This is a genomic window from Streptococcus sp. UMB1203, assembly GCF_030217725.1.
Classification (GTDB): Bacteria; Bacillota; Bacilli; order Lactobacillales; family Streptococcaceae; genus Streptococcus.
In genome coordinates, this window is record NZ_JASOOK010000010.1 from 30,529 (window position 1) to 57,271 (window position 26,743).

Annotated in this window: 23 protein-coding genes; 20 read left to right on the forward strand and 3 right to left on the reverse strand. The window is 40.1% G+C overall.

Annotated elements, in window-relative coordinates:
- Positions 1-24: 24 nt before the first annotated feature.
- Positions 25-561, reverse strand: coding sequence for a biotin transporter BioY (locus QP439_RS03980; RefSeq protein ID WP_000709040.1), 537 nt, complete (start codon positions 559-561; stop codon positions 25-27).
- Between the two features lie 195 nt (positions 562-756).
- On the reverse strand, positions 757-2,103 hold the full coding sequence (gor, locus tag QP439_RS03985) for a glutathione-disulfide reductase (protein ID WP_285387763.1): 1,347 nt from the start codon (positions 2,101-2,103) through the stop codon (positions 757-759).
- Between the two features lie 289 nt (positions 2,104-2,392).
- Between gor and QP439_RS03990 the strand changes: the two genes are divergently transcribed.
- The 13 genes from QP439_RS03990 (at position 2,393) to ciaH (ending at position 16,314) form a co-directional block, all read left to right on the forward strand.
- Positions 2,393-3,598, forward strand: coding sequence for an efflux RND transporter periplasmic adaptor subunit (locus QP439_RS03990; protein ID WP_261024478.1), 1,206 nt, complete (start codon positions 2,393-2,395; stop codon positions 3,596-3,598).
- Entirely contained in the window at positions 3,582-4,283 is a 702-nt protein-coding gene (locus tag QP439_RS03995) for an ABC transporter ATP-binding protein (protein WP_000811469.1), read from the forward strand. Before QP439_RS03990 ends, QP439_RS03995 begins: the two co-directional genes overlap by 17 nt.
- Position 4,284: 1 nt before the next feature.
- A complete protein-coding gene (locus QP439_RS04000) occupies positions 4,285-5,544 on the forward strand; it encodes an ABC transporter permease (RefSeq protein ID WP_261024294.1) in 1,260 nt (419 codons plus the stop codon).
- A 123-nt stretch (positions 5,545-5,667) separates the two neighbouring features.
- Positions 5,668-7,665: a methionine--tRNA ligase gene (metG, locus tag QP439_RS04005; protein ID WP_285387766.1), complete on the forward strand. Its 1,998-nt coding sequence runs from the start codon at positions 5,668-5,670 to the stop codon at positions 7,663-7,665.
- Between the two features lie 147 nt (positions 7,666-7,812).
- Complete coding sequence (locus QP439_RS04010) at positions 7,813-8,739, forward strand: aldo/keto reductase (RefSeq protein ID WP_285387769.1); 927 nt, start codon at positions 7,813-7,815, stop codon at positions 8,737-8,739.
- Positions 8,740-8,838: 99 nt separating this feature from the next.
- Positions 8,839-9,075 (forward strand): DUF2829 domain-containing protein, encoded by a 237-nt coding sequence (locus tag QP439_RS04015; RefSeq protein WP_000141913.1) that lies wholly within the window; start codon positions 8,839-8,841, stop codon positions 9,073-9,075.
- Complete coding sequence (locus tag QP439_RS04020) at positions 9,068-9,766, forward strand: 3-oxoacyl-ACP reductase (RefSeq protein WP_285387771.1); 699 nt, start codon at positions 9,068-9,070, stop codon at positions 9,764-9,766. The genes QP439_RS04015 and QP439_RS04020 overlap by 8 nt, the downstream gene beginning before the upstream one ends.
- A 9-nt stretch (positions 9,767-9,775) precedes the next feature.
- Complete coding sequence (locus QP439_RS04025; protein WP_004256498.1) at positions 9,776-10,276, forward strand: NUDIX hydrolase; 501 nt, start codon at positions 9,776-9,778, stop codon at positions 10,274-10,276.
- On the forward strand, positions 10,254-11,138 hold the full coding sequence (locus tag QP439_RS04030) for a putative PEP-binding protein (protein WP_285387773.1): 885 nt from the start codon (positions 10,254-10,256) through the stop codon (positions 11,136-11,138). Before QP439_RS04025 ends, QP439_RS04030 begins: the two co-directional genes overlap by 23 nt.
- A complete protein-coding gene (locus QP439_RS04035) occupies positions 11,098-11,538 on the forward strand; it encodes an ASCH domain-containing protein (RefSeq protein ID WP_000188807.1) in 441 nt (146 codons plus the stop codon). The genes QP439_RS04030 and QP439_RS04035 overlap by 41 nt, the downstream gene beginning before the upstream one ends.
- Positions 11,539-11,660: 122 nt before the next feature.
- Entirely contained in the window at positions 11,661-14,207 is a 2,547-nt protein-coding gene (locus QP439_RS04040) for a M1 family metallopeptidase (protein WP_285387777.1), read from the forward strand.
- A gap of 108 nt (positions 14,208-14,315) precedes the next feature.
- Positions 14,316-14,990, forward strand: coding sequence for a two-component system response regulator CiaR (gene ciaR, locus QP439_RS04045; RefSeq protein WP_000590639.1), 675 nt, complete (start codon positions 14,316-14,318; stop codon positions 14,988-14,990).
- Positions 14,980-16,314 carry a two-component system sensor histidine kinase CiaH gene (ciaH, locus tag QP439_RS04050; protein ID WP_084947592.1) on the forward strand — a complete coding sequence of 445 codons (1,335 nt, stop codon included), beginning with the start codon at positions 14,980-14,982 and terminating at the stop codon, positions 16,312-16,314. Before ciaR ends, ciaH begins: the two co-directional genes overlap by 11 nt.
- A gap of 33 nt (positions 16,315-16,347) precedes the next feature.
- Here ciaH and QP439_RS04055 read toward each other — a convergent pair whose 3' ends face one another.
- Positions 16,348-16,635 (reverse strand): DUF3270 domain-containing protein, encoded by a 288-nt coding sequence (locus QP439_RS04055; RefSeq protein ID WP_001145229.1) that lies wholly within the window; start codon positions 16,633-16,635, stop codon positions 16,348-16,350.
- Between the two features lie 139 nt (positions 16,636-16,774).
- On the opposite strand from QP439_RS04055, the gene QP439_RS04060 reads away from it, so the two are divergent.
- The 7 genes from QP439_RS04060 to ezrA all read left to right on the forward strand — a co-directional run bounded on the left by QP439_RS04060 (position 16,775) and on the right by ezrA (position 26,597).
- On the forward strand, positions 16,775-17,704 hold the full coding sequence (locus QP439_RS04060) for a peptidase U32 family protein (RefSeq protein WP_000411191.1): 930 nt from the start codon (positions 16,775-16,777) through the stop codon (positions 17,702-17,704).
- Positions 17,705-17,902: 198 nt separating this feature from the next.
- Positions 17,903-20,353 (forward strand): bifunctional DnaQ family exonuclease/ATP-dependent helicase, encoded by a 2,451-nt coding sequence (locus QP439_RS04065; protein ID WP_261082721.1) that lies wholly within the window; start codon positions 17,903-17,905, stop codon positions 20,351-20,353.
- A 36-nt stretch (positions 20,354-20,389) separates the two neighbouring features.
- Positions 20,390-21,613: an FtsW/RodA/SpoVE family cell cycle protein gene (locus QP439_RS04070; protein ID WP_049488527.1), complete on the forward strand. Its 1,224-nt coding sequence runs from the start codon at positions 20,390-20,392 to the stop codon at positions 21,611-21,613.
- A gap of 10 nt (positions 21,614-21,623) precedes the next feature.
- A complete protein-coding gene (locus QP439_RS04075) occupies positions 21,624-22,178 on the forward strand; it encodes a DJ-1 family glyoxalase III (RefSeq protein WP_125454544.1) in 555 nt (184 codons plus the stop codon).
- Between the two features lie 85 nt (positions 22,179-22,263).
- Positions 22,264-22,827, forward strand: a complete 564-nt coding sequence (locus QP439_RS04080) for an HAD family hydrolase (RefSeq protein WP_285387791.1) — start codon at positions 22,264-22,266, stop codon at positions 22,825-22,827.
- A gap of 14 nt (positions 22,828-22,841) precedes the next feature.
- The gene (gene gyrB / locus QP439_RS04085; RefSeq protein WP_061864016.1) at positions 22,842-24,788 is read left to right on the forward strand and encodes a DNA topoisomerase (ATP-hydrolyzing) subunit B; all 1,947 of its coding nucleotides are present in this window, start codon (positions 22,842-22,844) and stop codon (positions 24,786-24,788) included.
- An 81-nt stretch (positions 24,789-24,869) separates the two neighbouring features.
- Positions 24,870-26,597 (forward strand): septation ring formation regulator EzrA, encoded by a 1,728-nt coding sequence (gene ezrA / locus QP439_RS04090; protein WP_261229293.1) that lies wholly within the window; start codon positions 24,870-24,872, stop codon positions 26,595-26,597.
- Positions 26,598-26,743 lie beyond the last annotated feature (146 nt).

A 26,743-nucleotide genomic window follows, 5' to 3' on the forward strand; every position in this document is an offset into this window, starting at 1 on the left:
GTCATGATAACTCGATATCCTTTTTTAGTTAGCAAAGTAAGCCTGATTTTTAAGGCGTTGAAGTAATGGACGGCTAATAAAACTAATAGCAATAATTTTACCAAGATCTGGAATGATAAAGGGAAGAACTCCCACAACAAGAGCTTTTTCAAATGCCATTCCAGCTAGAAAATGCAAGCTGAGAATCCCGCCGACAAAGACAAGGGCATCACCCAAGAGGTTTGCAAGAAATATATTGACAATCTCGCTCTTGCTGTTGGTTAGAGAGGAAGTAAGTCCAGAGTAAACGAGATAAAACCAAAGATAGCCTGCAGTAGGGCCAACTAAAGCCTGAAAACCAGCTCCACCTCCTGCAAAGACAGGAAGACCGATAGCACCTAGAAGAAGATAGAGTCCAACAGAAAGTACAGCCTCTCTCGGTCTAAAGACAGTAGCAATCAAGCCGATTGCAAAGTTTTGCAGAGTGAAGGGAACAGGTCCAATTGGAAGACTGATTTGTGCCAAAACAGCAATGAGAGCAGCCCCAATAGCAGGGATAGCATAAACGTGAGCTTTTTTCAAAATAGTTAACCTCTTTTCTGATGTATAGTAACTATTATACTCGTAGAGTAATTATTGTCAACCAATTTTTTAAAACAAGGTAACAAAAACTGTAACGGCCGATCTTGCTTACTGGTTAAGGTGGGTAATTGTTTTGTTGATTCTAAAACATCAAAAAAGAAGCAGACACATTTGTATCAGCTTCTTTTGCTTCGATTAACGCATAGTTACAAATTCTTCGGATGCAGTTGGGTGAATCGCCACAGTTGCATCAAAGTCTGCCTTGGTTGCTCCCATTTTGATAGCAACAGCAAATCCTTGAATCATTTCATCAACACCATAGCCAATTCCATGAAGTCCGACAACTTTTTCTTCTGAACCTGCTGTGATCAATTTGAAACGTGTTTCTTGACGGTTGTCAGTGCAAGCAGAGTACATAGACGTAAAGCTTGATTTGTAAACCTTGATTTGGTCTTGACCGTATTCTTTAATAGCTTGCTCTTCTGTCAAACCAACCGTTCCGATAGCAGGGTGTGAAAAGACGACAGTTGGAATAGTTGAGTAGTCCATTTTTGCAGTTGTTTTTCCGTTAAAGAGACGTTCAGATAGGGTACGCCCAGCCTTGATAGCTACTGGAGTCAGTTCTTTCTCGCCCGTTACATCACCTAGAGCATAGATTCCCTCAACAACAGTATTTTGGTATTCATCCACTTGGATAAAGCCACGTTCGTTCAGAGTTACTCCAGCTTTTTCAAGTTGCAAGCCCTTAACGTTTGGACGGCGGCCTGTAGCCCAGATAACTTGACTAGCTGTGTGACTAGTACCATCTTCGAAATGAATGGTAATGCCCTCAGCAGTTTTTTCTAACTTGGCAGGGACTTTGTGAGTATGAAGTGGCAAGTTTGTTCTTTCCATTTCCTTGACCAAACCTTCAACGATATAAGAATCAAAACTACGTAAAGGACGATCACGGCGAACAAAGAGATCTGTCTTGACACCAAAAGTGTGGAGCACGCCAGCCAATTCAACGGCAATATAACCCGCGCCTAGAATAGCAACTGACTCTGGCAATTCTTCCCAAGCAAATACATCGTCAGAAGAGCCACCTAGCTCAGCACCAGGAATATTTGGAATACTTGGATGGGCACCAGTAGCAATCACGATATGTTTAGCACGAATCAACTCACCATTTACGCTAACAGTATGAGAATCTACAAATTCAGCATGACCTTCAATCAAGTCTACTCCGTTGCGTTTAAAACTGCCATCATAAGAAGAACGAGCGCGATCGATGTAGGCTTCACGATTACGACGTAGTGTTGCAAAGTCAAAGTTAAGATCAGTAGTCTTAAAGCCGTAGTCTTCCCCAAATTGATGGAAAGTTTCAGCGATTTGCGCCCCGTACCACATGATTTTTTTAGGAACACAGCCGACATTGACGCAAGTTCCGCCTAGTTTCTTTTCCTCAATAACGGCCGCTTTGGCTCCGTGTTCACCAGCACGGTTCATGGTAGCAATTCCTCCGCTACCTCCACCGATAGCAATGATATCGTATTCTCTCATTGAAAACTCCTTTGTACTCTTTTAAATAGTAGAGTGTCATTTTTTGATAGTCATATTCTATCTTTTTTTTGATTTGATTGCAAAAATCTGCTACGTTCAAAAAAATTAAAGAAAAGGCTTGCAAAAAAGAAAAATAAAGTGTATTATATAACTAGTACAATGATTGTAAAATAAATTCCGAACAATAATTAAATCCTGAAATGTCATTATTTCGTTCTGAAATGTTATTGTTTCAAATTGATAATTTTTGTATAATATTGTTAAGAACTTTAAATCAAAAAGGAGTTTCATTATGAAAAAGAATGGTAAAGCTAAAAAGTGGCAATTGTATGCAGCAATTGGTGCTGCAAGTGTAGTTGTATTGGGTGCTGGGGGCATTTTGCTCTTTAGACAACCTTCTCAGACTGCTGTAAAAGATGAGGCTACTCATCTTGTTGTTGCCAAGGAAGGAAGCGTGGCATCCTCTGTTTTATTATCAGGGACAGTAACAGCAAAAAATGAACAATATGTTTATTTTGATGCTAGTAAGGGTGATTTAGATGAAATCCTTGTTTCTGTGGGTGATAAAGTCAGTGAAGGACAGGCTTTAGTCAAGTACAGTAGTTCAGAAGCACAGGCGGCCTATGATTCAGCGAGTCGAGCAGTAGCTAAGGCAGATCGTCATATCAACGAACTCAACCAAGCGCGAAATGAAGCCGCTTCAGCTCCTACTCCACAGTTGCCAACACCAGCAGGAGGCGAAGGAGCTGCAACCCAAACTCAAGCTGCAGTCTCAGGAAATTCGGTATCATCTATTGACGCTCAGTTGGGTGATGCCCGTGATGCTCGTGCAGATGCAGCAGCACAATTAAGTAAGGCTCAAAGTCAGTTAGATGCAATGACGGTTCTCAGTACCCTAGAGGGAACTGTGGTCGAAGTCAACCACAATGTTTCTAAATCTCCAACAGGAGCTAGCCAAGTAGTCGTTCATGTCGTAAGTAATGAAAACTTGCAAGTTAAGGGAGAACTGTCTGAATATAACCTCGCCAACCTATCTGTAGGTCAAGAAGTAACCTTTACTTCTAAAGTTTACCAAGATAAGAGCTGGACTGGTAAGATTAGCTATATCTCTGATTACCCTAAAAACAATGGCGAAGCAGCAAGTACAGCTGTAGCAGCAGGCGGTAATTCTGGCTCTAAATATCCATATACCATCGATGTTACAAGTGAAATCGGTGATTTGAAACAAGGATTCTCAGTAAGTGTTGAGGTCAAGAATAAGAGTAAAGCTATTCTGGTTCCTCTAACAAGTGTTGTGACTGAAAATGATAAGAACTATGTCTGGGTGCTTGACGAGCAGAAAAAGGCCAAGAAAGTGGAAGTTGGTTTGGGCAATGCTGATGCAGACAACCAAGAAATCACTTCAGGTCTGACAAATGGAGTCAAGGTCATCAGTAACCCAACGTCTTCTCTAGAGGAAGGAAAAGAGGTGAAGGCTGATGAAGCAACTAATTAGTCTAAAAAATATCTGCAGAAGCTACCGTAACGGTGACCAAGAACTGCAGGTTCTCAAAAATATCAACCTAGAAGTGAATGAGGGTGAGTTTGTTGCCATTATGGGACCATCTGGTTCTGGTAAGTCTACTCTCATGAATACGATTGGCATGTTGGATACACCAAGTAGTGGAGAGTATTATCTTGAAGGTCAAGAAGTGGCTGGATTGGGTGAAAAACAACTAGCTAAGGTTCGCAACCAACAAATCGGTTTTGTCTTTCAGCAGTTCTTTCTTCTATCTAAACTCAATGCTCTGCAAAATGTAGAATTGCCCTTGATTTACGCAGGAGTTTCGGCTTCAAAACGTCGCAAGTTAGCTGAGGAATATCTAGATAAGGTTGAATTGACAGAACGTAGTCATCATTTGCCTTCGGAATTATCTGGTGGTCAAAAGCAACGTGTGGCTATTGCGCGTGCCTTGGTAAACAATCCTTCTATTATCTTAGCAGACGAACCGACAGGAGCCTTGGATACCAAAACAGGGAATCAAATTATGCAACTATTGGTTGACTTGAACAAAGAAGGAAAAACTATTATCATGGTAACGCATGAGCCTGAAATCGCTGCTTATGCCAAACGTCAGATTGTCATTCGCGATGGAGTTATTTCATCTGATAGTGCTCAGTTAGAAAAGGAGGAAAACTAAGATGCAGAATCTGAAATTTGCCTTTTCATCTATCATGGCTCATAAGATGCGTTCTTTGCTTACCATGATTGGGATTATTATCGGTGTTTCATCAGTTGTTGTGATTATGGCTCTAGGTGACTCCCTATCTCGTCAACTCAACAAAGATATGACCAAATCTCAGAAGAATATTAGTGTCTTTTTCTCTTCTAAAAAAAGTAAAGATGGGTCTTTTACTCAGAAACAATCAGCTTTTACGGTTTCTGGAAAAGAAGAGGAAGTTCATGTTGAACCGCCAAAACCGCAAGAATCCTGGGTTAAAGAGGCAGCCAAACTCAAGGGAGTGGATAATTACTATGTAACCAACTCAACTAACGCCATCTTGACTTATAAAGATAAAAAGGTTGAAAATGCCAATTTGACAGGCGCGAATAGAACCTATATGGACGCTGTTAAGAATGAAATCATTGCAGGTCGTAGTCTGAGAGAGCAAGATTTCAAAGAATTTGCAAGTGTTATTTTGCTTGATGAAGAATTGTCCATTAGTTTATTTGGCTCTCCTCAAGAGGCTATTAACAAGGTTGTAGAAGTCAATGGATTTAGTTACCGGGTCATTGGGGTTTATACTAGTCCAGAGGCTAAACGTTCAAAAATATATGGTTTTGGTGGCTTGCCCATTACTACAAATACTTCCCTTGCTGCGAATTTTAATGTAGATGAAATAGCTAATATTGTCTTTCGAGTGAATGACACAAGCTTGACTCAAACTTTGGGTCCAGAATTAGCACGAAAAATGACAGAGCTTGCTGGCTTGCAACAGGGAGAATATCAAGTAGCAGATGAGTCAGCTGCATTCGCAGAAATTCAACAATCGTTTAGTTTTATGACGACGGTTATTAGCGCCATTGCAGGAATTTCTCTCTTTGTTGGAGGAACTGGTGTTATGAACATTATGCTAGTTTCGGTGACAGAGCGTACCCGTGAGATTGGTCTTCGTAAGGCTTTGGGTGCAACGCGTGCTAATATTTTAATTCAGTTTTTGATTGAATCTATGATTTTGACCTTACTAGGTGGAGTCATTGGTCTAACCATTGCGACAGGTTTAACCGCTATAGCTGGTATGCTTTTACAAGGTTTGATTGCGGGTATAGAAGTTGGAGTATCAATTCCAGTTGCCCTATTTAGTCTTGCAGTTTCGGCTAGCGTAGGTATGATTTTTGGAGTCTTGCCAGCCAACAAGGCATCGAAACTTGATCCAATCGAAGCCCTTCGTTATGAATAAAATCAACAAGATGGACACTCGTCTATCTTGTTTTTGTATAGATTTCCCTATCGAAAATCCTTAAAAATGTGATATAATGAAGTGTTAGAAAAACAGGTTTCATTTGCCTGGAAAGGAAAAATTATGTCTGAAAAGAATTTTTATATTACAACGCCGATTTACTATCCATCTGGTAAACTTCATATCGGTTCTGCCTACACAACCATCGCTTGTGATGTCCTAGCACGTTACAAACGCCTGATGGGCTACGATGTCTTTTATTTGACAGGTCTTGATGAGCATGGTCAGAAAATCCAGCAGAAAGCAGAAGAAGCTGGCATTACACCTCAAGCCTATGTTGATGGAATGGCAGTTGGAGTTAAAGAACTCTGGCAATTACTCGATATCTCATACGATAAGTTTATTCGCACAACTGATGACTACCATGAAAAAGTAGTGGCGCAAGTCTTTGAACGCTTGCTGGCTAAAGATGATATTTATTTGGGTGAATATTCTGGTTGGTACTCAGTCTCAGATGAAGAATTCTTTACAGAAAGCCAGCTCGCAGAAGTATTCCGTGATGAAGCTGGAAATGTGACTGGCGGTATTGCTCCATCAGGTCACGAAGTGGAATGGGTTTCTGAGGAATCATACTTCCTTCGCCTCAGCAAATACCAAGATCGTTTGGTAGACTTTTTCAAAGCCCATCCTGAATTTATCACTCCAGATGGTCGTCTGAATGAAATGCTTCGCAACTTCATTGAGCCAGGTTTAGAGGATTTGGCGGTATCTCGTACCACCTTTACCTGGGGTGTACCAGTCCCATCAAATCCAAAACACGTTGTCTATGTTTGGTTTGATGCTCTACTCAACTATGTGACAGCTCTTGGCTACGATCAAGACGAACACGCTAACTTTGACAAGTTCTGGAACGGAACAGTCTTCCATATGGTTGGAAAAGACATCCTTCGTTTTCACTCAATCTACTGGCCAATCCTTCTTATGATGTTGGATATCAAATTGCCAGAACGTTTGATTGGTCATGGTTGGTTTGTCATGAAAGACGGAAAGATGTCTAAATCTAAAGGGAATGTTGTCTATCCTGAAATGTTGATAGAGCGTTTTGGACTAGATCCACTTCGTTACTACCTCATGCGTAGCCTTCCAGTTGGTTCAGACGGAACCTTTACTCCGGAAGACTATGTTGGCCGTATCAATTATGAATTGGCTAATGACCTTGGAAACCTCCTCAACCGTACTGTTTCTATGATTAACAAGTACTTTGATGGACAAATTCCAGCCTATGTAGAGGGCGTGACAGAGTTTGATCATGCTCTTGCTGAGGTTGCAGAACAATCAATCGCAGACTACCATACACACATGGAAGCAGTTGACTACCCACGTGCACTTGAAGCAGTCTGGACTCTTATTTCACGTACGAATAAATACATCGACGAGACAGCTCCATGGGTCTTGGCCAAGGATGAAGCTCTTCGTGACCAATTAGCAAGTGTTATGAGTCACTTGGCAGCCAGCCTTCGTGTTGTAGCTCACTTGATTGAACCGTTTATGATGGAAACCAGTCGTGCAGTTTTGACTCAACTTGGTTTAGCAGAAGTTGCTAGCCTTGAGAACTTGAGCTTGGCTGACTTCCCTGCAGGTGTAACTGTAGTTGCCAAAGGAACACCAATCTTCCCACGTCTGGATATGGAAGAAGAAATCGCCTATATCAAGGAACAAATGGAAGGCAACAAACCAGCAGTCGAAAAAAAGTGGAACCCAGACGAAGTTGAACTCAAACTAAACAAGGAAGAAATCAAGTTTGAAGACTTTGACAAGGTCGAAATCCGTGTCGCAGAAGTCAAAGAAGTGTCTAAAGTAGAAGGTTCAGATAAGTTGCTTCAATTCCGCTTGGATGCTGGTGATGGTGAAGATCGTCAAATCCTTTCAGGAATTGCCAAATACTATCCAAACGAACAAGAATTGGTCGGCAAGAAAGTTCAAATCGTTGCTAACCTCAAACCTCGTAAAATGATGAAGAAATATGTCAGCCAAGGGATGATCCTATCAGCTGAACATGATGGACAATTAACCCTTCTTACAGTTGATTCAGCTGTACCAAACGGAAGTGTGATTGGGTAAAAATAGAGGCTCTATAATATTTGAATCTTTGTCTTGTTTCATGGGTTTAAGAAGATAACATGGAGTGAAATATAGTCAAAAAGCCGTTGCAAAGCGGTTTTTTGTTATAATTAATTGAAGAATGTAGAATCAAAGGAGAAAAATTTGATGAGATACATAACTCTTGGTCAAGGTGACAAAGAATTATCAGAAATTGTTCTCGGAATGATGAGAATAGAAGATAAGTCTGTAAAAGAAGTTGAAGAGCTTGTAGAAACAGCACTGTCTGTTGGAATCAATGCTTTTGACTTGGCTGATATTTATGGTCGTGGTCGTTGTGAAGAACTGTTAGGTCTTGTCCTAAAAAATCGTCAAGATTTAAGAGAAGAGATGTGGATTCAGTCAAAATGTGGAATTCGCATTGAAGAATTTACCTATTTTGATTTTTCTAAGGACTATATTATAAAATCAGTTGACGGAATTTTGCAAAGATTGAAGATAGATCATCTAGATAGCTTGCTCCTTCATCGACCAGATGCTTTGATGGAATCTGACCAAGTAGCAGAAGCCTTTGATCTCCTTTATAAACAAGGTAAGGTTCGAAATTTTGGAGTTTCTAATCAAAATCCTATGATGATGGAGTTGCTTAAAAAAGATGTCAAGCAGCCGTTAGCTGTTAATCAGCTACAATTGAGTGCGGCTTTTACACCAGGATTCGAATCAGGTTTTCATGTTAATATGGAAGATAGTCAAGCAGCTATGCGAGATGGCAGCATTTTTGAATATTGCAAATTACACGATGTGGTCATTCAAGCATGGTCTGTCTTACAATTCGGGTATTTTAAAGGGAACTTTGTTGGAAATGAGAAATTTCAATCTTTGAATCAAGTACTTGATCGTTTAGCTTTTAAATATGGAGTAACCTCTTCAACTATTGCCATTTCTTGGATATTGCGTTATCCAGCAAAAATGCAGGCAGTCGTAGGTACAACAAATCCTAAGCACTTGAGAGAAGTTAGCCAAGCGGCAAACTTTAGCTTAACAAGAAAAGAATGGTATGAAATTTATCTTGCTGCAGGGAATAATTTGCCGTAAGTAGAAGCAGATGTAAATAAATCACAGTCAAAAAGCCGTTTTAAAGCGGTTTTTTTGTTATAATGAAGGGGAGAATTATTGATATTAAAGGAGAAAAACATGACATTTGAAGAAATTCTACCTGGATTAAAGGCTAAGAAAAAATATGTACGAACTGGTTGGGGAGGTGCTGAAAACTATGTCCAACTTTTTGACACCATTGAACAAAACGGGGTTGCACTTGAAGTGACACCTTATTTCCTAATTAACGTGTCTGGAGAAGGAGAAGGTTTTTCCATGTGGAGCCCGACACCTTGTGATGTTTTGGCGACGGATTGGGTAGAAGTCCATGACTAAACGTGTACTCATTACAGGAGTGAGTTCAGGAATTGGCCTGGCTCAAGCTCAACTTTTTTTAGAGAATAACTATCAAGTTTATGGAGTGGACCAAGGTGAAAATCCACTCTTACAGGGTGATTTCCATTTTTTACAGAGAGATTTAACTTTGGACTTGGAGCCTATTTTTGACTGGTGTCCTCAGGTTGATGTTTTGTGCAATACTGCTGGAGTTTTGGATGATTATAAACCCCTATTGGAACAATCAGCGCAGGAAATTCAAGAGATTTTTGAAATTAACTACGTTACTCCAGTAGAGTTGACTCGGCATTATTTGACTCAAATGTTGGAGAATAAAAAAGGGATTATTATCAACATGTGCTCTATCGCTTCGAGTCTAGCAGGAGGTGGTGGTCACGCCTATACTTCATCTAAGCATGCTTTGGCAGGATTTACCAAGCAGTTGGCTCTAGACTATGCTGGAGCTGGGATTCAGATCTTTGGTATCGCTCCAGGAGCAGTCAAGACAGCTATGACTGCTGCGGATTTTGAGCCAGGTGGTTTAGCGGACTGGGTGGCTAGTGAAACACCAATCAAGCGCTGGATTGAGCCAGAGGAAATAGCAGAGATTAGCCTTTTCTTAGCAAGTGGGAAAGCGAGTGCCATGCAAGGACAAATTCTGACAATAGATGGCGGATGGTCTTTGAAGTAGGAGGATCTGATGGAAATCAAAAGACACTTTGGAGTCTACGCTGTTTGCTTTGAAAATGGGAAGTTACTCTGCATTGAAAAAACGAGAGGCCCTTATCGACATCGGTATGATCTACCTGGAGGCAGACAGCAACTTGGTGAAGGACTGACGGAAACGCTGACTAGAGAAGTTATGGAAGAGACGGGATATGCTGTTAGAAGCTACTCCAATCCTCGAATCTACGATATTTTTGTCAGGGAAGAATTAAAAAATGTTATGGTTCACCATGTCATGGCCTTGTATGATGTTGAAATGAATGAGGAGGCACCTCAAGTTACGATTTCGGAAGCTGTATCTGATGGTGCGAATGATTCGCTGGGATATGTTTGGATGGATATTCAAAAAATCACAGAAGAAAATGCATCGCCATTAGTCTTGAAGGTTAAGACTGAATTATTAGGATTTCCAGAACTGGACAAGACTTCTTACATGAATTGGAAGGTGAATGATGAGAAACCAACTTGCCCTTAGTGGAGAAAAAATTCTTGAAAAAGTTTACCCACAACTATTTCACCACATTGGAATGATTCGTGGGGAGTATTTGTCGAGAGAGATCAACCAAAACATCCTGTTACCAAGTTGTCAGGAATTTGTAAAAGATTATCTAAACACTATTTGCTTCTTGTACTCAGATGAAGAGGTATGGTATCGTTTTTCTGAATTAACGAATACAGAAGCTAATTGTCTAAAGGGGACTAAAGAGTATTTTGATGAAAATCATCCCTTATTTGGATATAGAGGAACTAGGCGTTTGCTGGCGTGTCCGGATGAATTTCAGGCTGAAGCACATGTCGTTACAGAAGTTTATCAAAATAATCCCAATCTATCTATTATCTTTCCTTTTGTCAATGATGCTGAGCAGTTAAAGCAAGCTATTACAGTATTGCGTCAGCAGGGTTTTACTGGGAAAATCGGCACAATGATTGAATTGCCGTCAGCGTATTTTGACTTAGATAGGATACTGGAAACGGGCATTTCAAAGATTGTAGTTGGAATGAATGATTTGACTTCTTTTATTTTTGCCACTGTGAGAAACAGTCAATGGCATGATATGGAAAGTCCAATTATGTTAGATATGCTAAGAGATATGCAGGATAAAGCAAGGATGAAAAAGATTGACTTTGCTGTAGCAGGCTATCTGAATGATTCTTTCATACAAAAAATGAATCAGTTGAGTATCAAGTGCATTATTCACTACAGTTCTATTCCAGAGATATTTGATTTAGAAATTGGCTATCCAGACCATCTCAAACATATAAAAGAAGAAAGTAAGAAATTACAAAGGAGCGCCCATGACACCGCAAGAAATGTGGAATGCCTACAAGAAAATTAACCCCTCTATAGGAGATGAAATCGATGCTTGGGCTTTTGGAGTGGAACCAGACCTTTTAGCAGATTTGGTTTTAAGAGGCGAAAAGACTGCAACAGCTTCAGCCTACGACCTCTATGCACTAGAAGCCGAGTCTCTTCCTCAAGAAGGAACTTTTGATGTCATTTTAGATAGTCAAAATCAGGCTGTCTGTATTGTCGAAATTACAAAGGTTTCTGTCCAGCCCTTCAATCAAGTTTCTGCTCAACATGCCTATAAGGAAGGTGAGGGAGACAAATCACTTACCTATTGGCGTCAGGTTCATGAGGATTTTTTCACAGACTGTTTGGGTGAAGCAGGACTGACTTTTACACCTGAAAGCAAGGTTGTTTTAGAAGAATTTCGCAAGGTCTACCCACTGTAGACTGTTAGACGGAAGAAAGTTTTGGAAATCGCCGTCCAATCCTTTTTTCTCCAGCAAAACATGATATAATAAGTTTGTTTGAAGAAGAGCAGCAGCTCTTAAACTTAGAATAGGAGAAAATTATGCAAGCAGTTGAACATTTTATTAAGCAATTTGTTCCTGAACATTATGATTTATTTTTAGACTTGAGTCGTGAGACCAAGACGTTTTCAGGGAAAGTGACCATCACTGGGCAAGCACAGAGTGACAGCATTTCCCTTCATCAAAAAGACTTGGAAATCGCTTCTGTAGAAGTTGCAGGGGAAGCTCGCCCATTTACAGTTGACCATGAAAATGAAGCCCTTCATATCGAATTGGCTGAGGCTGGTCAAGTTGACTTGGTTATTGCCTTTTCAGGAAAAATCACGGATAACATGACTGGGATTTACCCTTCTTATTACACAGTTGACGGAGTCAAGAAGGAAGTCTTGTCTACTCAATTCGAGAGCCATTTTGCGCGCGAAGCCTTCCCGTGTGTGGATGAGCCAGAAGCCAAAGCAACTTTTGATCTCGCTCTTCGTTTTGACCAAGCAGAAGGTGAGTTAGCCTTGTCTAACATGCCAGAAATCGAAGTGGAAAACCGTAAGGAAACAGGTATCTGGAAGTTTGAGACAACACCTCGCATGTCTTCTTACTTGTTAGCCTTTGTCGCCGGTGATTTGCAAGGTGTGACCGCTAAAACTAAAAATGGTACCCTTGTAGGTGTTTACTCAACCAAAGCTCACCCACTTTCTAACCTTGATTTCTCACTGGATATTGCTGTTCGCTCTATCGAGTTTTACGAAGATTACTATGGAGTTAAATACCCAATCCCTCAATCTCTCCACATCGCCCTTCCTGACTTTTCAGCTGGTGCTATGGAAAACTGGGGTCTTGTGACCTACCGTGAAGTTTACTTGGTTGTGGATGAGAACTCTACCTTTGCCAGCCGTCAACAAGTTGCCCTTGTTGTGGCCCATGAATTGGCTCACCAATGGTTTGGTAACCTGGTAACTATGAAATGGTGGGATGACCTTTGGCTCAATGAAAGCTTTGCTAACATGATGGAGTACGTCTGTGTGGATGCTATTGAACCAAGCTGGAATATCTTTGAAGATTTCCAAACAGGTGGTGTTCCGTCTGCCTTGAAACGTGATGCGACTGATGGTGTTCAGTCTGTTCACGTCGAAGTGAAACATCCAGATGAAATCAATACGCTCTTTGACGGAGCTATCGTCTATGCCAAAGGAAGTCGCCTCATGCACATGCTTCGTCGTTGGCTAGGTGATGCCGATTTTGCCAAAGGTTTGCATGCCTACTTTGAAAAACATCAATACAGCAATACAATTGGTCGTGACCTTTGGGATGCCCTTGGTCACGCGTCTGGACGTGATGTCGCAGCCTTTATGGATTCTTGGTTGGAACAACCTGGTTACCCAGTTCTTACTGTCAAAGTTGAAAATGATGTCTTGAAGATTTCGCAAAAGCAATTCTTCATCGGTGAGCACGAAGATAAGAACCGTCTCTGGGTTGTGCCACTAAACAGCAACTGGAAAGGCTTGCCTGATACACTCGAAACTGAAAGCATCGAAATCCCTGGCTACGCAGCCCTTCTTGCTGAAAATGACGGAGCTCTTCGTTTCAATACTGAAAATACAGCCCACTACATTACCGACTATCAAGGAGTCTTGTTGGATGCAGTTCTTGCTGACCTAGTTGAGCTTGATAACACAAGTAAACTGCAGATCGTTCAAGAACGTCGTTTGCTTGCTGAAGCAGGGCACATTTCTTATGCAGACTTGCTTCCAGTCCTTGATAAACTTGCTAAAGAAGAATCTTACCTTGTCGTTTCAGCTGTTTCTCAAGTAATTTCTGCCCTTGAGCGCTTTATCGATGAAGGAACAGAAGCTGAAAGAGCCTTCAAAGCTTTGGTTGCTAAATTGGCTCGTCACAACTATGACCGTCTTGGTTTTGAAGCTAAAGATGGTGAATCAGATGAGGATGAATTGGTTCGTCAGTTGGCTGTTTCTATGATGATTCGCTCAAATGATGCAGAAGCTAGCCAAGTCGCTAGCCAAATCTTCGCGGCTCACAAGGAGAATCTTGCAGGACTTCCAGCAGCTATTCGCTCACAAGTTCTGATCAATGAGATGAAACATCATGAGACTAAAGACTTGTTAGCACTTTATCTTGATACTTATACTCACGCAACAGATGCTGTCTTTAAACGCCAGTTGGCAGCAGCTCTTGCATACAGTACAGATGCGGATAATATCCAAAACTTGATTGCTGCTTGGAAGGACAAATTTGTGGTCAAACCACAAGACTTGTCTGCTTGGTACTTCCAGTTCTTAAGCCATCAAGCAACTCAGGAAACAGCATGGTCTTGGGCGCGTGAAAACTGGGCTTGGATTAAGGCAGCCCTTGGAGGAGATATGAGCTTTGATAGCTTTGTTATCCTTCCTGCTCACGTATTTAAGACTCAGCAACGCTTCGCAGAGTACAAGGAATTCTTTGAACCGCAACTTTCTGACCTTGCTCTTAGCCGTAACATCGGTATGGGAATCAAGGAAATTGCAGCGCGTGTTGACTTGATTAACCGTGAAAAAGCTGCAGTGGAAGCAGTCGTTCTTCAATACGGAAATGCATAAATAAGCCTAAAATAAAAAGAAAACTCAGCTATCTCATGTAAAATGCAGAGAGTTGAGTTTTTTTTAAGGCAAATTTGGTATAATGGTTTTATTAAGGAGGAGTTTCTCATGATAAAAATCTTATTGGTTGAGGATGACCTAGGCCTGTCAAATTCAGTATTTGACTTTTTAGACGATTTTGCGGATGTCATGCAGGTATTTGATGGGGAGGAAGGTCTCTACGAAGCTGAAAGTGGCGTCTATGACTTGATTTTGCTCGATTTAATGTTACCTGAAAAAAATGGCTTCCAAGTCTTGAAAGAATTGCGTGAAAAGGGGATTACGACTCCAGTTCTGATCATGACCGCCAAGGAAAGTTTGGATGACAAGGGACATGGATTTGAACTGGGAGCGGATGATTATCTGACCAAACCTTTCTACCTAGAAGAACTCAAAATGCGGATTCAAGCCCTTCTCAAACGTTCAGGTAAATTTAATGAAAACACCTTGACTTATGGAAATATTGTGGTTAATTTGTCAACTAATACCGTTAAAGTCGAAGATACTCCTGTCGAATTGTTGGGGAAAGAGTTCGATTTATTAGTTTATTTCCTTCAAAATCAAAATGTTATTTTGCCTAAGACTCAGATTTTTGATCGTCTATGGGGATTTGATAGTGATACAACGATTTCGGTTGTCGAAGTCTATGTTTCAAAAGTCCGTAAGAAATTAAAAGGAACCACTTTTGCAGAGAATTTGCAAACCTTGCGCAGTGTTGGGTATATTTTAAAAGATGTTCAGTAAACTAAAAAAAACATGGTATGCGGATGACTTTAGTTATTTTATCCGTAACTTTGGTGTATTCACTCTGATTTTCTCTACCATGACTCTGATTATTTTGCAGGTCATGCACTCGAGTCTCTATACTTCGGTGGATGATAAGCTTCATGGACTAAGTGAAAATCCTCAAGCAGTTATTCAGCTTGCTGTAAATAGGGCAACAGAAGAGATTAAAGATTTAGAGAATGCCGCTACAGATACTAGCAAGACTGAGATAAAACCCAATGTCAGTTCCAACACAGAAGTCATTCTTTTTGATAAGAATTTTACCCAGCTCCTTTCTGGAAATCGATTTTTGGGATTGGATAAGATTAAGTTAGAGAAGAAAGAACTAGGACATATCTATCAGATTCAGGTTTTTAATAGCTATGGACAAGAAGAAATCTATCGTATGATTTTGATGGAAACCAATATCAGTTCGGTTTCAACCAATATCAAGTATGCAGCTGTCTTGATTAATACCAGTCAGTTGGAGCAGGCTAGTCAAAAGCATGAGCAATTGATTGTGATTGTGATGGCTAGTTTCTGGATTTTGTCTTTACTTGCCAGTCTCTATCTAGCTAGGGTCAGTGTTCGGCCCCTGCTTGAGAGCATGCAGAAGCAACAGTCCTTTGTGGAAAATGCCAGTCATGAGTTACGAACTCCACTTGCAGTTTTGCAAAATCGTTTAGAGACCCTTTTTCGTAAGCCAGAAGCAACCATTATGGATGTGAGCGAAAGCATTGCGTCTAGTTTGGAAGAAGTCCGAAATATGCGTTTTTTGACGACAAACTTGCTGAACTTAGCTCGGAGAGATGATGGGATTAAGCCGGAACTTGCAGAAGTTCCAACCAGTTTTTTCAATACGACTTTCACAAACTATGAGATGATTGCTTCTGAAAATGACCGTGTCTTTCGTTTTGAAAATCGGATCCATCGAACGATTGTCACAGATCAACTTCTTTTGAAACAACTGATGACCATCCTATTTGATAATGCCATCAAATATACTGAGGAGGATGGTGAAATTGATTTTCTTATCTCAGCGACTGATCGTAATCTTTATTTGCTAGTTTCCGACAATGGAGTCGGTATTTCAGCAGAAGATAAGAAGAAAATATTTGACCGCTTTTATCGAGTGGATAAGGCTAGAACCCGTCAAAAAGGTGGTTTTGGGTTAGGATTATCCCTAGCCAAGCAAATTGTAGATGCCCTAAAAGGAACCATTACTGTTAAAGATAATAAACCAAAGGGAACAATCTTTGAAGTGAAGATTGCCATCCACACACCATCTAAAAAGAAAAAATAAAAATATCGCTCCAGATGGGGCGATATTTTGGATTTATCTTCTACGTTTTTGTTTGATGATAAAGCGCTGAACTTTTAAGACAAGTAAGCTGGATCCGATTGCTGCGGCAAAGGCAAGAGCAGGTGATAATTTTAATGCTAAAAAGATAAAACTAAAGATAGCAATACAGATACAAAAAACAGCGATATTAACAAAAAATAGGATTTCCTTGAGATTGGCATCAGACTGCGCTTCAGGTGTATAATCTTGATAGCGAGGAACCTGCTGGCTTAATTCTTCTTGATAGTCTACCTCATAGGATTGTAATTTTCTTACGGGCATTATTCTCTCCTTAACAGTACATACCTATTTTATCATTTTTTCAGCAGAGAATTATTACAGAAAGGTTACAATAAGAATAAAGTCCCTTTTCATTTTTAAAGAATGGCTGATTTTCCAGAAATGTGGTATAATTTTTCTTATGGAAAAGATTATCATTACAGCAACTGCTGAAAGTATTGAACAAGTTAAACAACTGCTCGAAGCTGGCGTAGACCGTATCTATGTCGGTGAGAAAGATTTTGGCCTTCGTCTGCCAACGACCTTTAGTTATGACCAATTGCGTGAAATCGCTAAGTTGGTTCATGATGCTGGTAAGGAATTGATCGTTGCGGTTAATGCACTCATGCACCAAGACATGATGGATCGTATCAAGCCATTCCTTGATTTCTTGGAAGAAATCAAGACAGACTACATTACGATTGGGGATGCAGGTGTCTTTTACGTAGTCAACCGCGATGGTTATTCCTTTAAGACCATCTACGATGCTTCAACCATGGTAACTAGCAGTCGCCAGATTAACTTCTGGGGACAAAAGGCTGGCGCATCTGAGGCTGTTTTGGCGCGTGAAATTCCATCTGCTGAACTCTTCAAAATGCCAGAGATTTTGGAAATTCCTGCTGAAGTTTTGGTTTACGGAGCTAGCGTTATTCACCATTCTAAGCGTCCTCTCTTGCAAAACTATTATAACTTTACACATATCGATGACGAAAAGACGCGCAAGCGTGACCTCTTCTTGGCTGAGCCAAGTGACCCAGAGAGCCACTATTCCATTTTTGAAGACAATCATGGGACCCACATCTTTGCCAACAATGACCTTGATTTGATGACCAAATTGACAGAATTGGTGGAACATGGCTTTACTCACTGGAAACTAGAAGGTCTCTATACACCTGGTCAGAACTTTGTTGAGATTGCAAAACTCTTTATCCAAGCGCGTAGCTTGATTCAAGAGGGTAACTTTAGCCATGACCAAGCCTTCTTGCTGGATGAAGAAGTTCGTAAACTTCACCCTAAAAACCGTTTCCTTGATACAGGATTTTATGACTACGATCCTGACATGGTTAAATAAAGTAAATGATTCGTTGAGAGAAGGAAGATGCAAACATTTCTTCTCTCAATTTTTCTTATTCTCCAATATTTTCAAAGAATTAGTAGGCTAGGATGCTCTGTTTGCTGGAATTTTTAATACAAGTAACCTTCTCGAGTTTGAAAATTATCCCATGTTTGCAGGTGCCAAATGGCCCTTTTTTTGGTATAATTTTTTATAATGAAAACGATTGGTAATCGCTATGTTGTGGTGGATTTAGAGGCAACTAGCACAGGTAGTAAGGCTAAAATTATCCAAGTGGGAATTGTCGTGATTGAGGATGGAAAAATCGTCGATCACTATACGACAGATGTCAATCCACATGAACCCTTGGATGCTCATATAAAAGAACTGACAGGATTGACAGACCAACGTCTGGCGCAAGCACCTGATTTTTCGCAAGTTGCTAGAAAAATCTTTGACTTGGTGGAGGATGGGATTTTTGTAGCCCATAATGTTCAGTTTGATGCCAATCTCTTGGCGGAAAATTTATTTTTTGAAGGCTATGAACTAAGAAATCCTCGTGTTGACACGGTCGAATTGGCTCAGGTCTTTTTTCCTAAACTGGAAAAATATAGTTTGCCGATATTGTGTCGAGAATTAGGAATTCCTCTAAAACACGCTCACACAGCCCTTTCAGATGCCCAAGCTACTGCGGAATTACTCCTTTTTCTACGAGAAAAGATGGCACAGCTTCCTAAAGGTCTCTTGGAACGCCTGCTGGAAATGGCTGACGCCCTCTTATATGAGTCCTACCTGGTTATTGAAGAAATTTATCGCAGCCAATCTATCCTGAGTTCTCTAGACTTGGTCGAAGTTCAAAGACTGTATTTCAAGAAAACTGGAGCTCCCCTGGAGTCACGAAAACTATCTCAGGATTTTTCTAAAAATATTTCTCTGTTGAACCTTGAAGTGAGGGAGGAACAAGAAAGTTTTGCTAAAGAGGTTGGCTTGCTATTGAAAGATGAGCCTGTCTCTCTGATTCAAGCTCCGACAGGGATTGGTAAAACTTATGGATATCTCTTACCTGCGTTGTCCCAAGTGGAAAATCGTCAGATTGTCCTTAGCGTTCCGACAAAGATTCTTCAAAATCAAATCATGGAAGAAGAAGGTAAACGTCTCAAGGAAGTGTTCCATATAGATATTCATAGTTTAAAGGGACCACACAATTATCTGAAGTTGGATGCCTTTTATCGTTCCTTGCAGGAAAATGATGAAAATCGCTTATTTAGACGCTTTAAAATGCAACTCTTGGTCTGGCTGACAGAGACAGAGACAGGAGATTTGGATGAAATTGGGCAACTTTACCGTTACCAACATTTTCTAGCAGACCTTCGTCATGACGGGAATTTATCATCTCAAAGCTTATTTGTGACGGAAGATTTCTGGAAACGAAGTCAAGAAAGGGCACAAGCCTGTAAGCTTTTAGTGACCAATCATGCCTATCTTGTAACCAGACTTGAAGATAATCCTGAATTTGTCAGTGACCGTTTATTGATTATTGATGAAGTCCAAAAAGTTTTGTTGGCTCTAGAAAATCTGCTTCAAGAGTCCTACGATATCCAGTCTATTATTGATTTAGTTGATAAGGCTTTGGTAGGAGAAGAAAACAGAATTCAACAACGAATACTAGAAAGTATTCGCTTTGAGTGTCTCTATTTGATAGAGCAATTTCAGTCTGGCAAATCTAGGAAAAATATCTTAGATTCTCTGGCCAATCTTCACCAGTATTTTTCAGAATTAAAAGTAGAGGGCTTTGAGGAACTGGTTCGCTATTTTACGGCTGAAGGTGATTACTGGCTTGAAGCAACTGAAACGAGTCAAAAGAAAATTCAGATTTCTTCTACAAAATCAGGCCGTATTCTTCTATCTTCTTTAGTGCCTGATTCATGTCAAGTCTTGGGAGTGTCGGCTACTCTTGAGATTAGTCAGAGAGTTTCTTTGGCAGACCTGTTAGGCTATCCCGAAGCTAAATTTGTTAAGATTGAAGCTGGTAAAAAACAGGATCAAGAAGTGGTCTTGGTCAAGGATTTTCCCTTGGTAACAGAAACCTCCTTAGAAGTTTATGCTCAAGAGGTAGCTAATTTGCTGATGGATGTTCAAGCTTTCCAACAACCGATTTTAGTTCTCTTTACTTCTAAAGACATGCTTCTAGCAGTATCGGATTTACTTCCAGTTAGTCATTTGGCTCAGTATAAAAATGGGGATGTTCATCAGCTTAAGAAACGTTTTGAAAAAGGTGAACAACAAATCCTGCTTGGTGCAGCAAGTTTCTGGGAGGGAGTTGATTTTTCAAGTCATCCTTTTGTGATTCAAGTTGTACCAAGACTTCCTTTTCAAAATCCTCAAGAGCCCTTGACGAAAAAGATTAATCAGGAACTGAATCAAGAAGGGGAAAATGCCTTTTATGATTATCAATTGCCAATGGCCATTATTCGTTTAAAGCAGGCTTTAGGAAGAAGTATGAGACGCGAACACCAACGTTCCTTAACTCTTATTTTGGATAGGAGAATTGTCGGAAAGCGATATGGCAAACAAATTGTAACTTCTCTAGCAAAAGAAGCGACTGTTAAAACCGTCTCTCAATCCGAAGTTGATGAGGCTATTGATAAATTTTTAAATGAACTTTGATAAATAGTATTGTATGAAAGTATAAGGTTAGTGTATATGAAACGTTCTCTCGACTCTAGAGTCGATTATAGTTTGCTCTTGCCAGTGTTTTTTCTACTGGTTATTGGCGTGGTGGCTATTTATATAGCCGTTAGTCATGATTATCCAAACAATATTTTGCCCATTTTAGGACAGCAGGTCGCATGGATTGCCTTGGGGCTTGTGATTGGTTTTGTGGTCATGCTCTTTAATACTGAATTTCTTTGGAAGGTGACACCCTTTCTATATATTTTAGGCTTGGGACTTATGGTCTTGCCGATTGTCTTTTATAATCCAAGCTTAGTTGCATCAACGGGTGCCAAAAACTGGGTATCGGTAAATGGTGTTACCTTGTTCCAACCGTCAGAATTTATGAAGATATCCTATATCCTCATGTTGGCTCGTGTGATTGTCCAGTTTACCAAAAAACATAAGGAATGGAGACGCACAGTTCCGCTGGACTTCTTGTTGATTTTCTGGATGATTCTCTTTACCATTCCAGTCCTAGTTCTTTTGGCACTTCAAAGTGACTTGGGGACGGCCTTAGTTTTTGTGGCTATTTTCTCAGGAATCGTTTTATTATCGGGCGTTTCTTGGAAAATTATTATCCCAGTATTTGTGACTGCTGTAACAGGAATTGCTGGTTTTCTAGCCATCTTTATCAGCAAGGACGGTCGGGCTTTTCTCCATCAACTGGGCATGCCGACCTACCAAATCAATCGTATCTTGGCTTGGCTTAATCCATTTGACTTTGCCCAAACAACTACTTACCAACAGGCTCAAGGACAGATTGCCATTGGAAGCGGTGGCTTATTTGGTCAAGGATTTAATGCTTCGAATCTGCTTATTCCAGTTCGTGAGTCTGATATGATTTTTACGGTCATTGCAGAAGATTTTGGCTTTATTGGCTCTGTCCTTGTTATCGCCCTTTATCTCATGCTGATTTACCGTATGTTGAAGATTACTCTTAGATCAAATAACCAGTTCTACACCTATATTTCCACAGGTTTGATTATGATGTTGCTCTTCCATATCTTTGAGAATATCGGTGCCGTGACAGGTTTGCTTCCTTTGACGGGTATTCCCTTGCCTTTTATTTCTCAAGGGGGATCGGCTATTATCAGTAATCTGATTGGTGTGGGCTTACTTTTATCTATGAGTTACCAGACCAATCTAGCTGAAGAAAAGAGCGGAAAAGTCCCATTCAAGCGGAAAAAGGTTGTATTAAAACAAATCAAATAAGGAGAAAATCATGGTAAAAGTAGCAGTTATGTTAGCTCAAGGCTTTGAAGAAATTGAAGCTTTGACAGTTGTAGATGTCTTGCGTCGTGCAAATATTACTTGTGATATGGTTGGTTTTGAAGAGCAAGTGACTGGTTCGCATGCAATCCAAGTCAGAGCAGATCGTGTCTTTGATGGCGATTTATCAGACTATGATATGATTGTTCTTCCTGGAGGGATGCCTGGTTCTGCACATTTACGCGATAATCAGGCCTTGATTCAAGAATTGCAAAGCTTCGAGCAAGAAGGGAAGAAACTGGCAGCCATTTGTGCTGCACCAATTGCCCTCAATCAAGCAGAGCTATTGAAAAACAAGCAGTACACTTGTTATGACGGTGTTCAAGAGCAAATTCTTGATGGTCACTACGTCAAGGAAACAGTAGTGGTAGATGGTCAATTGACAACCAGTCGAGGCCCTTCAACAGCCCTTGCCTTTGCCTACGAGCTGGTAGAGCAATTAGGAGGAGACGCAGAGACTTTACGAACAGGAATGCTCTATCGAGATGTCTTTGGTAAAAATCAGTAAAACGGGAGTCAAACTCTCGTTTTTTTATGTGGAAAACTCAGGGAAATCATCGCTTTTTTAAGGAAAAAATGGTATAATGAAAGCTATGAAATATCACGATTATATCTGGGATTTAGGTGGAACTTTACTAGATAATTACGAAACTTCAACAGCTGCCTTTGTTGAAACATTGGCATTGTATGGCATCACACAAGACCATGACAGTGTCTATCAAGCTTTAAAGGTTTCTACTGATTTTGCGATTGAGACATTCGCTCCCAACTTAGAGCATTTTTTAGAAAAATACAAGGAAAATGAAGCCAGAGAGCTTGAACACCCGATTTTATTTGATGGAGTTTCTGACTTATTGGAGGACATTTCAAATCAAGGTGGGCGTCATTTCTTAGTTTCTCACAGAAATGATCAGGTCTTGGAAATTTTAGAAAAAACCTCTATAGCAGCTTATTTTACGGAAGTAGTGACTTCTAGCTCAGGTTTTAAGAGAAAGCCAAATCCTGAGTCTATGATTTATTTAAGAGAAAAATATCAGATTGGCTCTGGTCTTGTCATTGGTGATCGACCGATTGATATCGAAGCAGGTCAATCTGCAGGACTGGATACCCACTTGTTTACCAGTATCGTGAATTTAAGACAAGTATTAGACATATAAGAAAAAGGAATAAGATGACAGAAGAAATCAAAAATCTGCAGGCACAGGATTATGATGCCAGTCAAATTCAAGTTTTAGAGGGCCTAGAAGCTGTTCGTATGCGTCCAGGGATGTATATCGGGTCAACCTCAAAAGAAGGTCTTCACCATCTAGTCTGGGAAATCGTTGATAACTCAATCGACGAGGCCTTGGCAGGATTTGCCAGCCATATTCAAGTCTTTATTGAGCCCGATGATTCGATTACTGTTGTCGATGATGGGCGTGGTATCCCAGTCGATATTCAGGAAAAAACAGGCCGACCTGCCGTTGAGACTGTCTTTACAGTCCTTCACGCTGGAGGAAAATTCGGCGGTGGTGGCTATAAGGTCTCAGGTGGTCTTCACGGAGTGGGGTCCTCAGTTGTTAACGCCCTTTCAACTCAATTAGACGTTCATGTCCACAAAAATGGTAAGATTCATTACCAAGAATACCGTCGTGGTCATGTTGTCGCAGATCTTGAAGTAGTTGGAGATACGGATAAAACTGGAACAACAGTTCACTTCACACCGGACCCAGAAATCTTCACTGAAACAACAACCTTTGATTTCGATAAATTAAATAAACGGATTCAAGAGTTGGCCTTTCTAAATCGCGGTCTTCAAATTTCAATTACAGATAAGCGTGAAGGTTTGGAACAAACCAAACATTACCATTACGAAGGTGGGATTGCTAGTTACGTTGAATATATCAATGAGAACAAGGATGTAATCTTTGATACACCAATCTATACAGACGGTGAGATGGATGATATCACAGTTGAGGTAGCCATGCAGTACACAACTGGTTACCATGAAAATGTCATGAGTTTCGCCAATAATATTCATACACATGAAGGTGGAACGCATGAACAAGGTTTCCGTACAGCCTTGACACGTGTTATCAACGATTATGCTCGTAAGAATAAGTTACTAAAAGACAATGAAGACAACCTAACAGGGGAAGATGTTCGCGAAGGCTTAACTGCAGTTATCTCAGTTAAACACCCAAATCCACAGTTTGAAGGACAAACTAAGACCAAACTGGGGAATAGCGAAGTGGTCAAGATTACCAATCGTCTCTTCAGTGATGCCTTCTCCGATTTCCTCATGGAAAATCCACAGATTGCCAAACGTATCGTGGAAAAAGGGATTTTAGCTGCTAAGGCTCGTGTGGCTGCCAAGCGTGCGCGTGAAGTTACTCGTAAAAAATCTGGTTTGGAAATTTCCAACCTTCCAGGGAAACTAGCAGACTGTTCTTCTAACAATCCTGCTGAAACAGAACTCTTCATCGTCGAAGGAGACTCAGCTGGTGGATCAGCCAAATCTGGTCGTAACCGTGAATTTCAGGCAATTCTTCCAATCCGCGGTAAGATTTTGAACGTTGAAAAGGCAAGTATGGATAAGATTCTAGCTAACGAAGAAATTCGTAGTCTTTTCACAGCTATGGGAACAGGATTTGGAGCGGAATTCGATGTTTCAAAAGCTCGGTACCAAAAACTCGTTTTGATGACCGATGCCGATGTCGATGGAGCCCACATTCGTACCCTTCTTTTGACCTTGATTTATCGTTATATGAAACCAATCCTAGAAGCTGGTTATGTTTATATTGCCCAACCTCCAATCTATGGTGTCAAGGTTGGAAGCGAGATTAAAGAATACATCCAGCCAGGTGCAGATCAAGAAATCAAACTCCAAGAGGCCTTGGCCCGCCACAGTGAAGGACGTACCAAACCAACCATTCAGCGTTATAAAGGTCTGGGTGAAATGGATGACCACCAATTGTGGGAAACAACCATGGATCCAGAGCATCGCTTGATGGCCAGAGTTTCTGTGGATGATGCTGCAGAAGCAGATAAAATCTTTGATATGTTGATGGGGGATAGAGTAGAGCCTCGTCGTGAGTTTATCGAAGAAAATGCTGTCTATAGTACACTTGATGTCTAAAAAATCGGGAGAAGTAGTTCCCTTGGTCTAAAAAATATGATATAATCATTACGATTGTTTCAAGTAAAAAAGGAGTTTAATATGTCTGCTAGTCTAGTAATTTATTTGATAATTGCAGTTGCAGTTTTATTGGTCATTGCTTATGCTATCGCAATCTATGTAAGGAAGCGCAATGAAAGTAAACTAGCAATTTTAGAAGATAAAAAAGAAGAACTGTACAATCTTCCAGTTAATGATGAAGTTGAAGCTGTAAAAAATATGCACTTGATTGGACAAAGTCAGGTGACTTTCCGTGAATGGAACCAAAAATGGGTTGACCTATCTCTTAACTCTTTTGCAGATATCGAAAATAATCTTTTCGAGGCAGAAGGTTATAACAACTCATTCCGTTTTTTCAAAGCTAGTCATCAAATTGACCAAATCGAGAGCCAAATTACCTTGATTGAAGAAGATATTGCGGCAATTCGCAATGCCTTGGCAGATTTGGAGAAACAAGAGTCTAAAAATAGTGGACGTGTTCTTCATACCTTGGACTTGTTTGAAGAGTTGCAACACCGAGTTGCTGATCATTCTGAAGAATATGGCCAAGGTTTATCTGAAATTGAAAAACAATTGGAAAATATCCAATCAGAGTTTTCTCAGTTTGTAACTTTAAATTCGTCAGGTGACCCAGTAGAAGCTGCTGTGATTTTGGATAATGCTGAAAATCATATCTTGGCTTTGACACATATTGTTGATCGTATACCAGCAATTGTAGCAACATTATCTAAAGATCTACCTGATCAACTGGAAGATTTAGAAGATGGCTACCGTAAGCTTTTAGATGCTAATTATCATTTTTCTGAGACAGATATTGAAGCGCGTTTCCAACTGCTTTATGAAGCTCTCAAGAAAAATCATGAGAATATTGCGAAACTAGAATTGGATAATGCAGAGTACGAAAATACTCAAATCCAAGAAGAGATTAATGCACTTTATGATATCTTTACACGAGAAATCGCTGCTCAAAAAGTAGTAGAAGGCTTAGTTACAACCCTTCCTACATATTTGAAACACATGAAAGATAGTAATGCTGTTTTAGTGGAAGATATTCAACGATTGAGTAACAATTACCTACTATCTGAAACGGATGTTAGTCATGTTCATAGATTACAAGCTGAGTTAGAATCTTTAGAAGAATCTGTATTGGAATTAACTTCTGAACAAGAGGAACATTCTGAGCCTTATTCATTGCTTGAAGATCGTTTGGAAAACTTACAAGCGACTTTGAAGGAAATTGAAGATGAACAAGTTGCGGTTAGTCAACGTCTTGCTCAGATTGAAAAAGATGATATTAATGCTCGCCAGAAGGCAAATGTTTATGTTAATCGTCTTCACACAATTAAGAGATATATGGAAAAACGCAATCTTCCAGGTATTCCTCAGAGTTTCTTACAGTTGTTCTTCACAGCAAGTAATCATACAGAGGAGTTGATGGCTGAACTTGAAGAAGCCCAGGTCAATATCGAAGCTGTGAACCGTATGCTTGAAATTACGACAAATGATATGGAAGAACTTGAAGAAGAAACCTATAATATTGTTCAATATGCAACGTTGACAGAACAATTACTACAGTATTCAAACCGTTATCGCTCATTTGATGAACGAATTCAAGAAGCCTTTAATGAATCATTAGAAATTTTTGAAAAAGAATTTGATTACCATGCTTCATTTGATAAGATTTCGCAAGCTTTGGAAGTTGCAGAACCTGGTGTAACCAACCGTTTTGTCACTTCATATGAAAAAACACGTGAAACAATTCGTTTCTAATATAATAAAAAGATTTGGTTCTGTGAGAAGCAGAACCAAATCTTTTTTATTTATTTATTGTTTTTAAAAGGCTCTTTGTCAACTGTAGTGGGTTGAATAAAAGCTAAAACCGAGAAAGGACAAATTTCGTCCTTTCTTTTTTGATA